The sequence below is a fragment of the Commensalibacter sp. ESL0382 genome, from assembly GCF_009725775.1.
GTDB classification, from domain to species: Bacteria; Pseudomonadota; Alphaproteobacteria; order Acetobacterales; family Acetobacteraceae; genus Commensalibacter; species Commensalibacter melissae.
This window is the reverse complement of the sequence record NZ_WNII01000011.1, coordinates 341342-354179: the sequence shown is the minus strand read 5'-3', so window position 1 is coordinate 354179 and position 12838 is coordinate 341342. Positions and strand designations below refer to the sequence as shown.

At 40.0% G+C, this 12838-nt stretch carries 11 protein-coding genes; 6 read left to right on the top strand and 5 right to left on the bottom strand.

The window, feature by feature from the left end:
• Positions 1 to 2: 2 nt before the first annotated feature.
• The gene (locus GM552_RS05845) at positions 3 to 2321 is read right to left on the bottom strand and encodes a helicase-related protein (protein ID WP_155565660.1); all 2319 of its coding nucleotides are present in this window, start codon (positions 2319 to 2321) and stop codon (positions 3 to 5) included.
• Between the two features lie 305 nt (positions 2322 to 2626).
• On the opposite strand from GM552_RS05845, the gene GM552_RS05840 reads away from it, so the two are divergent.
• Both GM552_RS05840 and gorA read left to right on the top strand, forming a co-directional pair.
• Positions 2627 to 3457 carry a ferredoxin--NADP reductase gene (locus GM552_RS05840; protein ID WP_110438251.1) on the top strand — a complete coding sequence of 277 codons (831 nt, stop codon included), beginning with the start codon at positions 2627 to 2629 and terminating at the stop codon, positions 3455 to 3457.
• A 3-nt stretch (positions 3458 to 3460) separates the two neighbouring features.
• Positions 3461 to 4858, top strand: a complete 1398-nt coding sequence (gene gorA / locus GM552_RS05835) for a glutathione-disulfide reductase (protein ID WP_155565659.1) — start codon at positions 3461 to 3463, stop codon at positions 4856 to 4858.
• Positions 4859 to 4866: 8 nt separating this feature from the next.
• Here the strand turns inward: gorA and GM552_RS05830 are convergent, their stop codons facing one another.
• From GM552_RS05830 to GM552_RS05815, 4 genes are all read right to left on the bottom strand, one after another.
• Positions 4867 to 5268, bottom strand: coding sequence for a hypothetical protein (locus GM552_RS05830; protein ID WP_110438249.1), 402 nt, complete (start codon positions 5266 to 5268; stop codon positions 4867 to 4869).
• Positions 5269 to 5464: 196 nt separating this feature from the next.
• Positions 5465 to 6118, bottom strand: a complete 654-nt coding sequence (locus GM552_RS05825) for a methionine ABC transporter permease (protein ID WP_370533611.1) — start codon at positions 6116 to 6118, stop codon at positions 5465 to 5467.
• Positions 6119 to 6158: 40 nt separating this feature from the next.
• Entirely contained in the window at positions 6159 to 7196 is a 1038-nt protein-coding gene (locus GM552_RS05820) for a methionine ABC transporter ATP-binding protein (RefSeq protein WP_155565658.1), read from the bottom strand.
• A 40-nt stretch (positions 7197 to 7236) separates the two neighbouring features.
• Complete coding sequence (locus GM552_RS05815) at positions 7237 to 8049, bottom strand: MetQ/NlpA family ABC transporter substrate-binding protein (protein WP_230882765.1); 813 nt, start codon at positions 8047 to 8049, stop codon at positions 7237 to 7239.
• 258 nt (positions 8050 to 8307) lie between these two features.
• Between GM552_RS05815 and GM552_RS05810 the strand changes: the two genes are divergently transcribed.
• Genes GM552_RS05810 through gltX form a run of 4 tightly spaced genes read left to right on the top strand, consistent with a single transcriptional unit; the run spans position 8308 to position 12751 of the window.
• The gene (locus GM552_RS05810; protein WP_122123782.1) at positions 8308 to 9699 is read left to right on the top strand and encodes a class II 3-deoxy-7-phosphoheptulonate synthase; all 1392 of its coding nucleotides are present in this window, start codon (positions 8308 to 8310) and stop codon (positions 9697 to 9699) included.
• A 39-nt stretch (positions 9700 to 9738) separates the two neighbouring features.
• Positions 9739 to 10950 (top strand): nicotinate phosphoribosyltransferase, encoded by a 1212-nt coding sequence (locus GM552_RS05805; RefSeq protein ID WP_370533600.1) that lies wholly within the window; start codon positions 9739 to 9741, stop codon positions 10948 to 10950.
• Between the two features lie 31 nt (positions 10951 to 10981).
• Positions 10982 to 11374, top strand: coding sequence for a hypothetical protein (locus tag GM552_RS05800; RefSeq protein ID WP_122124282.1), 393 nt, complete (start codon positions 10982 to 10984; stop codon positions 11372 to 11374).
• 39 nt (positions 11375 to 11413) lie between these two features.
• A complete protein-coding gene (gene gltX / locus GM552_RS05795) occupies positions 11414 to 12751 on the top strand; it encodes a glutamate--tRNA ligase (protein WP_155565657.1) in 1338 nt (445 codons plus the stop codon).
• Positions 12752 to 12838 lie beyond the last annotated feature (87 nt).

The following is a 12838-nucleotide window of genomic DNA, read 5'->3' as shown; positions in this document are numbered from 1 at the left end:
AATTACAATTCAATCTTCCTGCGTTTTTGGCGAAGGACTGATTCAATCCATTCATTTAATTTCTTCGTATTTTTCTCGGCATTTTCCAGATCTGGGTAAAAATCGGGAAAACGCAAGGATAGCCAGCGCCAACTTACCAGGCGTTTATGCATTTTTTCAGCGCGTTCAAGTTCGCGTCGGGATGCCTGGACTGGATTCGGTAGTTTTCCAGATCCAGGGGCGGATATGGTTTTGCCGGCAGCATGATCCGCTGCCCAATGGGTAAGCCGTTGAATGCCATTGTCACGGTCATCGACCGGACATGTTGAATATGTCCAGCGATCTTTAAGGGAAAGACCATCCACTCCCTCCAGTGAGGATGCAATCGCGAATGTTTCCTCCATTTTTGCCAATCTATAATTGGGATCATCAGGACGTAAAACAGCCCGTTTCAAGCGTGTCAATACACCGAATAAACTCGTTGAATTGATTTCATTGGCAATTGCTTGAACAATATCACTGTCAGGTTGCACCAGGGGTCGCAAATCATCTTCCTGGATTGAAGGGGCCTCTAGATTACGATGGATGAAGGCAGGATCGCCCGCACCAGCCATAATACCTACAATTCCGTTTTCATGCTTGCCATATCGACCTGCACGTCCGCCTATTTGCTTGATTTCCTGGGATGTGAGAGGGCGCCTGTTTTGACCATCGAATTTAAAGATCGTGCTGAATATAACACGTTTGATGGCTAAATTTAATCCCATACCGATAGCGTCTGTTGCGATTAAAATATCTGCCTCGCCATTATTGAAGCGTTTTGCTTCCGCCCGCCTGACTTCCGGACTCAAGGCCCCATATATTACAGCAACGCGGTGACCTTTCTGCATTAGAAGGGAACGTAGATCCAAAACCTCTCTTCTTGAAAAGGCGATAAGTGCATCACCCGTTCTCAATTTTGATAACCTGATTGGCGAACTGGCAGTGATAAGGGGACTTTTTCTTTGTAGAATAATCTCGTCACAGGGGTCATCACATAAATTGGCAATGCGTTTGACAATAGGGATACATTCTGGTGAACCCAGAACAAAAACATGGCGTGCCGGAACGCCCATAATTGCAGCCGTCCATGCTGCGCCACGATCAGGATCTGTCAGCATTTGCGCCTCATCAATCAATGCCACATCAACAGGATTGTCCATCGGGCACATTTCTACAGTAGCTGCCAGAAAACGGCTTCCAGGGATAATATTGCGCTCCTCACCCGTTTTCAAGGATGCCTCAATATCACGTTCCGCCAGGGCTTCCTTGAATTCATGCGCCAATAAACGTAGTGGTGCAAGGGCAATTCCACTCTCACTTTTAGCCATTGTTTCCAAGGCAGTATAAGATTTTCCACTGTTGGTTGGTCCAGTCACAATGGTGATATGTCTTTTCAGGGAGCGGGCTGTTATAAAATGCCCTGCATATCGATCCATTGCCGCTACATTGGCCAATACCTTGTTTTTGATATTGAGATCACCAAGGTTTATATATTTACCCTTTTTTCCCTTAGGGACTTCTTCGATCCAACTTGAAATTTGATTGCGTAATTTTCTCAATTCAACAGGATCAAATTTCCAAATATCTTTTCCGCGTTTCTTTATTTTCTGGGCAATTGGAATTCTGTTCTGTCCAATCCATTTTAGGGCATCCCTGAACGAGCAATGCAATATTGCAGGTATATCCTTGAAGCTTACAAGGCTACTTTCCCATTCCCTTTGTCGTTTTATCTCCTGTTTCTTACGGGCCTTGGCTGTTTGTAGTAACTGTTCATCTTTTTCTTTATTGATCTTATAATCTGTCAAAATCTGATCAATAAAACTATCTTTATCCTGTATATCAAAAGCCATGGCAACGGTATCTGCCATAATTGTCAATTGTTCATTATCAAATGTTCTAGCTGAGACATTATTGATTTCAAGCTGTAAATTCTGAATTGCCTCATGGGCATTGCTGCTTGATTGTTTCAAACGGTTTCCTAGGGCAAGCCGCAATACATTTTCAAAATTAGTTTCATTGGGTTCAGGTGTGTGAATAAACGAAACCGCCCATGCAATATCTTCGGGTTGAACCCAAACATATTTTTTTTGTTGGACAAGCTGGGTTAATTTTTTGGCCCATCCCTTTCTACGAATATTACAGAGAAGTTTTATAAAATTTGCTGGTGCAATCGTGTCAGAGTCAGTTTCAAATTGACGTTCAATGAGTTTTTTTAGACGATTTTCCTCTTGAGGCGTAATATCTAGCCGGGTTTCTTGTAAGACTTTGCAAAGGGCAAGTTCAGCAGGGGATGAGTTCATATGATTTAACAGATTAAAAAATTGAATTTTATTATTTAGTACATATCTAGAATACAAGATAAAAGATAATATAGGTTTTTCGCAACATATTGTACTTATAATATAAGTTTTTTTATTTTAATGCCTTATATTTATGTATAATTTGAAAAAATTGATTAAATAAGATTGAATCAAAAAATTTTATCAGTATTTTCTTATTAGAGATAATTTTAAACACGGTAATTTTTTAAAAATGACGAATTGGGTTTCAATATATAAGATAAATTTCATATAAATTGACCAATATTGCAGGAGATTAGTAAATAATGACAGAATCAGTGATGATTGATGATTCTTTTCGTCTTTCCCCGCCCTCTAAAGAATATAGTCACTTAAATGCTGAAAAGGTTTTATCTGTTCATCATTGGACGGACCGTCTTTTTTCTTTCACTTGTACGCGCACCTCAAGTTTAAGATTTGAAAATGGTCAATTTTGTATGATCGGAATCGAGGTAAATGGCAAACCTTTATTGCGAGCTTATAGTGTTGCAAGCGCTAATTATGAAGAACATCTTGAATTTCTGTCAATCAAGGTTCCTGATGGTCCCTTGACTTCACGTTTATGTCATATGAAGGTCGGCGATACGGTTCTTATTGGACGTAAACCAACGGGAACCCTGGTGCTTCCTAATTTGAAACCCGGTCGAAACTTATATTTCTTTTCAACGGGAACCGGATTGGCACCTTTCATGAGCCTTATTCGTGATCCAGAGGTATACGAGAATTTTGAAAAAGTGGTCCTGACCCATACTGTACGCATCAAAGGGGAACTGGCTTATCATAATTATATTTTAAATGATTTGCCAAATAATGAATTTCTGGGAGAATATGTGAAAGAAAAACTGGTTTATTATCCTACAGTTACTCGTGAGGAATTTCCTGTAAGAGATCGTATCACGACCCTGATTGAAAATGAGAAACTGTTTTCTGATATTAATTTACCTGTTATGGATCCCGAACATGATCGTGCTATGATTTGCGGTTCTCCAGAAATGTTGGCGGAAACCAAGTCAATTCTTGAAAAAAGAGGTTTTGTAGAAGGCAACGGTTCATCACCTGGTTCCTTTGTAATTGAAAAAGCATTTGCGGAGCAATAATTCATGAAATACGACTTTGACCTTATTGTTATAGGAGCAGGTTCAGGCGGTGTTCGCTGTGCCCGTATTGCAGCTTCCCATGGTGCCCGTGTTGCGGTTGTTGAGAAACAATATTGGGGTGGTACCTGCGTAAATATTGGCTGTGTACCAAAAAAGCTTATGGTTTATGCAAGCAATTTCAACAATCAGGTCAAAGATAGTCACGGATATGGATGGGATACGGTTCCCGGACACCATCATTGGCCTGAATTTATTGAGGCAAAAAACAAGGAAATAAAACGGTTAAATAATATTTATATTTCCATGTTGGAAAGGGCGGGAGTGACTCTATTTACAGGTCATGCCTCTTTCAAAGATGACCATACTCTTAAAATCTCATCTTCTGTATTATCTGATGAAAAAGCAGAAGATAAATTTATTACAGGCAAGCATATTGTTATTGCAACAGGCTCATCACCCACGAAACTTGATATTGAAGGAAATGAATACGCCATTACTTCAGATGAAGCTTTTTATTTGTCAAAACGTCCTGAAAATATTGCCATCATTGGATCTGGATATATTGCACTTGAGTTTGCCGGCATATTTGCTGGACTGGGTTCAAATGTGGATTTGATTTATCGTCAACCTGTCCCCCTCAGAGGATTTGATCAGGATATACGTCAGGCTGTCTATGATGCGATTGAACAGCGTAAGGATATTATCCAACATGTCAAAGCCCATCCAAAAAAGATTATTAAACAAGGTGAGCAATATCATCTTTATCTTGATAACGGAGAAGTGGTGCAAACAGATTGTGTATTTTTTGCCACTGGTCGGCATCCCAATTTGTCAGGATTAAATCTTGAAAAAATTGGGATTGAAAAGGGGAAAAAGGGGGAAATCATTGTTAATGAAGATTTTGAAACTCGAATTCCCCATATTTATGCCATCGGTGATGTGATAGATTTTGTTAATCTTACTCCTGTAGCCATTGCTCAAGGACATGCCCTAGCTGATCGTTTATTCGGAAATAAAATTCGTAAAAGTAACTATGACTACATTCCAAAGGCTGTATTTTTTAATCCACCAATTGGAAGCATTGGTTTAACTGAAGAAGAGGCTGCGCTAAAAGGAGCAGTTGATATCTATATCTCCAATTTTACATCAATGCGCTATAGTTTAACGGAACGTAAGGTTAAAACCTTTATTAAAATGATCGTTGATCAATCGTCGCAAAAGGTTGTTGGACTTCATATTGTCGGAGATGACGCACCAGAAATGCTGCAAGGGTTTTCAGTTGCAGTTGCGGCAGGTTTAACCAAGGCAGTTTTTGATGAAACAATCGGTATTCATCCAACCTCTGCGGAGGAAATTGTAACCCTTCGTCAGGTTGCAAGGGTTACAGATAAACAAAATTAAAAGTTTGATTATCGGGGGGTTAACCATCCATTTCCTGTTGAATCCCCTAATTTCCCCTGTCCCATTGGGCCACTTTCCTGATACGCGGTACCATATTTTGAAAGATTGGCACCACTTACCTTGTCTTTCGATTCAGCCAAAGCTTGTTGATGCTCGGGATCTGGTCCATTTTGCATGTTCATGGAAGGTGCATAGGTATAACCGGGAGGTGGTTCACGGTGTCCTCGAACGGTAATATGTTCACCCCCTTTTTCAGCTTCCTGGGATTTCATTTGAACGGATTGTTTGGATAAGCCTGGTAAAGTTCCGCTTTCTTCTTGATTGATTGGCGTAACTTGTGCATAAGTTTTGACAGATAGTAAAGTCGTAGAAAGTAAAACTGTATACAATCCAGTTTTAAACCAATTCATTATAATTTATCCTTTATGGCTCTAAAAAATAGCTGATATAGATTTATAATTTACGTTCTTGATATAATATACCAAATTTGAAAAGTTAAGCCCGTGATGAAATGGATGGGTTTATTCTTCAATCTATAACATAAAATGAAATAAAAACATATTTGATGATTTCAGAAATATCAGTAATTTTAATTTTATCTAAGGATTAACGGTGATTATATTTTCCTGCAAGATAATCTCCCAACCATTGAATTCCTGAAATCATGAGCACCAATATAACAATTACAATTCCCATAATATCCGATCTGAATTGTTGATATCCATATTGTATAGCATAATGACCCAATCCACCTGCCCCAATGGTCCCAGCCATGGCGGATATTCCAATAATCAGGATTAGAGTCACGGTAAAACCGGAAATGAGTCCCGGTAAAGCTTCAGGCAATAGAACCTCTCTAATAATTGTAAAATTGCTTCCTCCCATCGCTTTAACTGCCTCAATAAGATTACGGTCGACTTCCTTAAGGGAAACTTCCGCTATTCTGGTAAAATAGGGAATAGTTGCAATAGTTAACGGAACAATTGCTGCAGCCGTGCCAATAGCGGTTCCAACAAGAAATCGCGTTACGGGAATTAGGGCCACCAGCAATATTATAAAAGGAATGGATCGGAATATATTAATAACGAATCCAATCGATCGATTACATATCGGTGCGGGCCTTAAACCGTCAGGTGCGGTGATAACCAGGAAAAGGGCGAGAGGTAATCCACCTGTCAAGGTTAGCAAACCACAAGCTAGAGTCATTTCCAATGTCTGGCCAATAGCAATATATAACTGCTCAAGTTGATATGTTGAAATATGAGAGTACTGACTTATGAAATTATTCATTTGATCAAGATTAAAGACGGACATAACCGACCTTTTCAACTGTCTCAACACCCATGCTTGTAAGAGCTGTTATTGTTTGTTGCCATTGATCCGCAGGAACGGCAAGAAATGTCGTGCCAATTGGTGTTTCACGTATATGGGTTATGTTTCCTTCCAACAGTACTGCGGAAATTTGATAATCTTTTTGAAGATTAGCTATTAAGGGATCTCTTACAACCTTGCCCATCATGACGACATGTAGAATGGCATGGTCATTCCTGTCAGGGTTGGGATGAATATTTTGCGATATACTTTGGGGAAGGGCAGGCTGTTCCTCTTGCAATAATTGTTGGGTTGTTTCCGATTGCGGATGAGCAAAAACTTGACCGACTGCTCCCTCCTCGATGATTTTACCTTTTTGCAGAACAAAAACTCGATCCGCTAAAAGGCGGATAACACTCATTTCATGAGTGATCAAAACAATTGTAAGTTTTAGTTTCTGATTAATTCGTAATAAAAGTTCAATTATTGAACGTGTCGTTTCTGGGTCAAGGGCAGAGGTTGCCTCATCACATAACAAAAGGGCGGGATTGGCTGCCAGGGCTCTTGCTATTCCAACACGTTGTTTTTGCCCCCCCGATAACTGGGCTGGATAATTGAGGGCCTTGTCAGGAATGCCAACCAGTTCGAGCAATTCTTTTGCTTTCTCAATTCGCTTGGCTTTGGGAATCCCTGCAATTTTCAAGGGAAGGGCAATATTATTTAAAACATTTTTAGAATTAAGTAGATTAAAATGCTGAAAAACCAGACCAATTCGCTGTCTTAATGGAATAAGAGCCTTTTCAGGCAAATGGGCTATATCTTTTCCTTCAATCTTGACCTTGCCACTTGTTGGTTTTTCCAGCCCCGCCAAACATCGTAACAGGGTTGTTTTTCCTGCTCCAGAGTGTCCGATAATTCCAACTATTTCTCCTTTTTGAATAGAGAAAGTAAGGTTGGATAATGCGGCATGATTGCCAAAATTTCTGCATACATTGTCAAATTCAATAACGGGTAAATCTGAAGTCATAAATTTTTATCAATTAAACTGCATTGAGGAAAAGAATGTGTCACCATGCAGGCAATATAGCGCCGTGAAATTTATCTTCCATTGCCTTTTTCACGGCATCGGATTGAAAACTCTCCAGCAACAATTTCATTTCAGGGCGGTTTTCATCCCCTTTACGCACAACCAAGATATTGTCATAAGGACTGTCTTTAATATCCTCTCTAAGTAAAGCAGATTTTGGATTGATCCCGGCCGGTATGACGAAATTCGTATTGACCGCGGCCATTGTGACATCATCTAGGGCACGGGATAACTGGGCGGCGTCAAGATCAATAAGCTGAAAATGATGTGGATTACTGATGACATCCCCAAGTCTAGGTAATGCCGGAGCATTCTGCCGTAATTGGATGAGATTGGCTTTCACTAGAAGATTAAGAGCCCTGCCTTGATTGGAAGGATCATTGGGAATGGCGATTTTTGCTTGGTCAGGAAGATCACGGATGGATCTGATTTTATGTGAGTAAAAACCCAGTGGTTCCGCCCATGTTTTTCCAAGAAAGGCCAATTTATAATTTCTTGCCTGAATTTGCGCATCCATGAATGGAACTGTTTGGAAAGCGTTGGCATCAATATCTTTACCAACAAGCGCTTCATTTGGAATATTGTAATCGTCAAAATTGACCAGTTGAATATCAATGTTTTTTGTTTTTGCAACTTCCTTGGCGGTAAGGGCCAGTTCCTCTTCAGGACCACTAATGATACCGACACGAATAGTTTGAACGGTTGAGGCGGCTTTAGTTTCTTGCGGAATACCCGAATAAAGGATAAATGCGGTTAAGCTGGCAAGAAAAGCCCGGCGAGAGAAAATCATCATTAACTATTGTTCCCATTCGTTCAAGGTCAAATATATTTAAGGAAAGTTTTATATAAAAATCGTGTATCTGTATAGAGTATATTATATGAAACACCATACAATATTAAAGCTGCTGGTTAATTATTTTATAAATATGGTTAATTTTTTATATCAAAAGATAAATAATATGTTTTTTTAGGAAAATGTTATTGTATGTTTGAATGTAAAATATTAGATAAAATATTTGTAATTTAAGCTTTTATTGAAACAGGATTTACAATGGATAGTAAGATATTGTCTGATGCTAATGTAAATAAGAACTGGACACCAGATTCTTGGCGTTCATTTCCAATTAAACAGGTGCCAGAATATCCAGATCAATCCGTATTGAAATTAATCGAAGATAAATTATTCCAATATCCACCTTTGGTTTTTGCAGGTGAGACGCGTAAACTGAAACAGCAATTGGCAGCAGCAGCGGAAGGTAAGGCATTTGTATTACAGGGTGGGCCTTGCGCTGAAAATTTTGAGGAATTTACGGCTGATATCATTCGGGATATGTTCAGGGTTATTCTTCAAATGGCTGTCGTCCTGACGTTTGGAGCAAAAGTTCCTGTTGTAAAAATTGGTCGCATTGCAGGTCAATTTGCCAAACCACGCTCTTCATCACATGAAAATAAGAACGGTATGAGTCTTTTATCATACCGTGGTGAAATTATCAATGGAGCTGAATTTACGAAAGAGGCCCGTACTCCAGACCCGAGAAGAATGGAAATTGCCTATTTCCAGTCAGCTGGGACCTTGAATTTGATCCGTGCATTTGCAAATGGTGGCTATGCTAATCTAAATGAAGTCCATCGCTGGAATCTGGATTTTGTCAAGCGCCTGCCTCTGGCAAAACAATACAACAAATTGGCCAATCGAATAGATGAAACTCTAGCGTTTATGAAAGCTTGTGGCTTGACATCACAAAATACGCCGCAAATTCATGAAACAGAATTTTACACATCTCATGAAGCCTTATTATTGCCCTATGAACAGGCTTTGACACGAATTGATTCAACATCCGATGACTGGTACAATTGTTCGGCGCATTTTTTATGGATAGGTGATAGAACACGCCAACCTGATGGTGCGCACGTTGAATTTTTGCGAGGCGTTAAAAATCCGGTTGGTATCAAGGTTGGTCCATCTGCCGATTTGGAGGATTTATTAAAATTGTTGGATATTTTGAATCCAAACAATGAACCGGGACGTATTTCTCTGATCAGTCGCATGGGGGCTGCAAAAGTTAGGGATTATTTGCCCAAGATAGTTCAGGGGATTAAAGATTCTGGCCATATTGTTACATGGCTTTGCGATCCAATGCATGGGAACACGATTTCAACAAGTAACGGGGTCAAGACACGTTCATTTGATTCAATACTTGCTGAAGTTATAGGTTTTTTTGATGTAATGACTTCTTCAAATGCCATTCCGGGTGGTATTCATGTTGAAATGACCGGAACAAATGTTACGGAATGTATCGGTGGAGCCCATCATCTAAAGGAGTCTGATCTTGCAAAACGATACCAGACATTTTGTGATCCTCGTTTAAATGCTGAACAGTCTTTGGAAATCGCTTTTCTGCTTGCTGATGAGTTGACCAAAAGAAATTTTGCGGCTCATTAACAGGAATATTGTTTTGTAATATTATTGAAAGTCAAATGGATGACTGATGGATTAGAGAAAAAGAACGTGGATAAAATTCTGTCATCTACCTTGGCTGTGACAGTACCTGGTAATAATGAGGAAATATTAAATCGTACGGATATGTATTTTGTTCGTACACAGAAAATAATCGAGCAATATGGGGATACAGAAGTTGTCTATGCCGTTTTTTTACGACGTCCTGTAATTTCTGCACCTCGTATTGCTCTTGAATGGCTAGAGCATATTATCGCAAGGGAAAAAATTAATGCCAGTTATAAACTGGCATTTCCAGAAGGGGAATGGGTTGGAGCAGGGTTGCCGATACTATACTTAAAGGGATCCTTTAAACAGCTTGTCACACTGGAAACCATATTATTGCAAAAACTCGGCGCCTGTTGTGTTGCCGCCTGCAATGCGTTTCAGATGACCCAACTTTTGCCAGATACAAGCTTCATCGCGATGGATGCGCGACATTGTGCCGGTTATGAAATGCAGGAGTTGGTGGAGTATGCTGCATGGGTTGGTAGCAAGGCAGCACAAAAAAAGAACGGAGCGAAAGGATTTATCGGGACTGCGAGTACGATAACCTCAAAATTTTATGGATTACATCATGGACTTGGAACAATGCCGCATGCCTTGATCGGTTATGCCGGTTCAACCCTTAAAGCTGCTGAAATGTTTCATGGGCAGTTTCCAGATCAGGAACTTGGTGTATTGGTTGATTACTTTGGTCAAGAAATTACGGATGGATTGGCGGTTTGCAAGGCTTTTCCAGAATTGGCGGCCCAGGGTAAAGTTTTGCTGCGCTTGGATACTCATGGTGGACGATACATTGAAGGACTGAATAGACAGTCATCATATGAACTGTTAATGCGATATGCTCCTGAAACAATTCAACGCTATTGTTCCGAAAAAGAATTGACATATCTGGCAGGAACAGGTGTCTCTGCGGCTGCAATATGGTATATGCGTAAAAAACTTGATGAGGCCGGATTTGATAGGGTTAAGATCATTGCCTCATCGGGGTTTGATATCGAGAAATGTCGTATCATTTCTGAAGCAAGAGCCCCGGTTGATATTGTCGGGACCGGTTCATTCATTCCTGTTTTATGGAATGAAACATATGCAACTGCCGATATTATTGCCTATAATGGCAAACCTTTGGTTAAAAAAGGTCGGGAATTTTTGATTAATCTTGCCCGACAGTATATGCCTAACTTGGGAATATGATAATTTATAATATATGAATGGGGTAAATAATTTGCAAAATCAAGAAGATCAGAACAAAGAAGACAAGAGAGAATATAATGTACAGATCTTTGATCTTTCGAGTGAGCAAAAAAATAAGGTCACTGAAGTGGTTGCCGGTTTTTACAGTTTGGAACATGCCAATGCATTCGCCAAAACTTATGTTCGGGACAGTGTTGAAAGATGCCGTATTCCAGGAGCTTCACGACAGGAAATCTTTGATGCTTGGTCAGCTTTTGGAGAAGATGCGAAAGTTGTTGATTCACAAGAAAAAGAGAATTGGGATTCTTCGGATTCCATTATGATGTTTATTGAAAATGTTGCTACGCCAATGGAAAGGGACTGGCGTGCGCTTGATCCACGTCGTTTGGTGGAAGAGGATGATTTTCCTGAAGACGACAAATAATATAAGTTTTCTTTGTTAATTAAAATACAAGTACAGATTATGAAATTACGTTTTGCCCCAAGTCCTACTGGTTTAATGCATGTAGGAAATGCCCGTCTAGCAGTTGCTAATGCACTTTATGCCCGTCATCATGGTGGAACCTTTATGTTGCGTATTGATGATACGGATGTTGAACGCTCCAAGGAGGAATATGTTCGGGAAATATATCAGGCATTAAAATGGTTTGGGATTGGCTGGGATGAATTCATGCGTCAATCTGAACGTATGGATCGTTATCAATTGGCAATAGAAAAATTAAAACAGTCCGGGCGTCTGTATCCATGCTTTGAAACTAAACAGGAGCTTGATTTTAAGAGAGAGTTGCGTCGTCGGCAAAATAAGCCTCCTATTTATGATCGGGCAATGCTTAAGCTTACGTCTGAACAACGAGAAGAAGCAGAGGCAAACGGAAAAAAACCTCATTGGCGCTTCATGCTTTCTGGGCGTGAAATGAAATGGAAAGACTTGGTTATGGGTGACTGTCACGTCAAATTATCCTCCATTTCCGATCCAGTCATGATCAAGGCGGATGGTACCGTTTTATATACTTTGGCATCAGTTGTCGATGATCTTGAAAGTGGCATTACGCATATTATCCGGGGTGAGGATCATGTGACAAATACAGGTGTTCAACTGGATTTGATTGAGGCATTGACTGATCATCCAAATACCATCCAGTTTGCACATCTACCGTTACTGCTTGACGAGGATGGGGGTAAGCTTTCAAAACGATTGGGAAGTATCTCCTTGCGCCGATTACGCGAGGATGGATTGGAGGCAAAAGCTGTGGTTTCCTATCTGGCAAGATTGGGGACATCAAGAGATCCACAATTGTTGTCTGTTGACGAATTGGCAAAGGATTATGATTTATCCTCATATTCGCGTTCACCAGCAAGGTTCGATATTCAACAAATGTTGGCATTGAATAAAAAGTGTTTGCATACAATGGAATTTTCAGAAGTCAGAGATCGATTGCCTGAAGCTGTTACAGAAGAATTCTGGAATATTGTCCGACCCAATATCGATATATTGTCTGAAACGCGATATTGGTGGGATTTGGTTCATGAGGATATTATTCCTGAAGTTGCGGATGAAGATAAATCATATCTTCATCTGGCCTTGGAATGTTTGCCAACTGAACCTTGGGGACAAGAGACCTGGAGCCAATGGACCAATATTTTGAAAGAGGTTAGTGGTCGAAAGGGAAAATCTCTTTTTCATCCATTGCGTCTGGCATTAACACGAGAGGATAAAGGGCCGGAGATGAGAGGGCTTTTACCGCTGATTGGGCGAGAAAGAGTGGTCAGACGGTTAACGGAGGCATGTTCTCTTGCCTAGATAAATTAAATTATGAAGATAAATAATTTTATCTGCATATAGCTTTTTTAAAAGGTTGAAAAATTTCTTGGCCTTGTTAAAAAGGCT

Bases quoted from the DNA above. Each gene is read 5' to 3' on its own strand.
- GM552_RS05845 (WP_155565660.1), bottom strand. From the start codon at position 2,321: ATGAACTCATCCCCTGCTGAACTTGCCCTTTGCAAAGTCTTACAAGAA.
- GM552_RS05840 (WP_110438251.1), top strand. From the start codon at position 2,627: ATGACAGAATCAGTGATGATTGATGATTCTTTTCGTCTTTCCCCGCCC.
- gorA (WP_155565659.1), top strand. From the start codon at position 3,461: ATGAAATACGACTTTGACCTTATTGTTATAGGAGCAGGTTCAGGCGGT.
- GM552_RS05830 (WP_110438249.1), bottom strand. From the start codon at position 5,268: ATGAATTGGTTTAAAACTGGATTGTATACAGTTTTACTTTCTACGACT.
- GM552_RS05820 (WP_155565658.1), bottom strand. From the start codon at position 7,196: ATGACTTCAGATTTACCCGTTATTGAATTTGACAATGTATGCAGAAAT.
- GM552_RS05815 (WP_230882765.1), bottom strand. From the start codon at position 8,049: ATGATGATTTTCTCTCGCCGGGCTTTTCTTGCCAGCTTAACCGCATTT.
- GM552_RS05810 (WP_122123782.1), top strand. From the start codon at position 8,308: ATGGATAGTAAGATATTGTCTGATGCTAATGTAAATAAGAACTGGACA.
- GM552_RS05805 (WP_370533600.1), top strand. From the start codon at position 9,739: ATGACTGATGGATTAGAGAAAAAGAACGTGGATAAAATTCTGTCATCT.
- gltX (WP_155565657.1), top strand. From the start codon at position 11,414: ATGAAATTACGTTTTGCCCCAAGTCCTACTGGTTTAATGCATGTAGGA.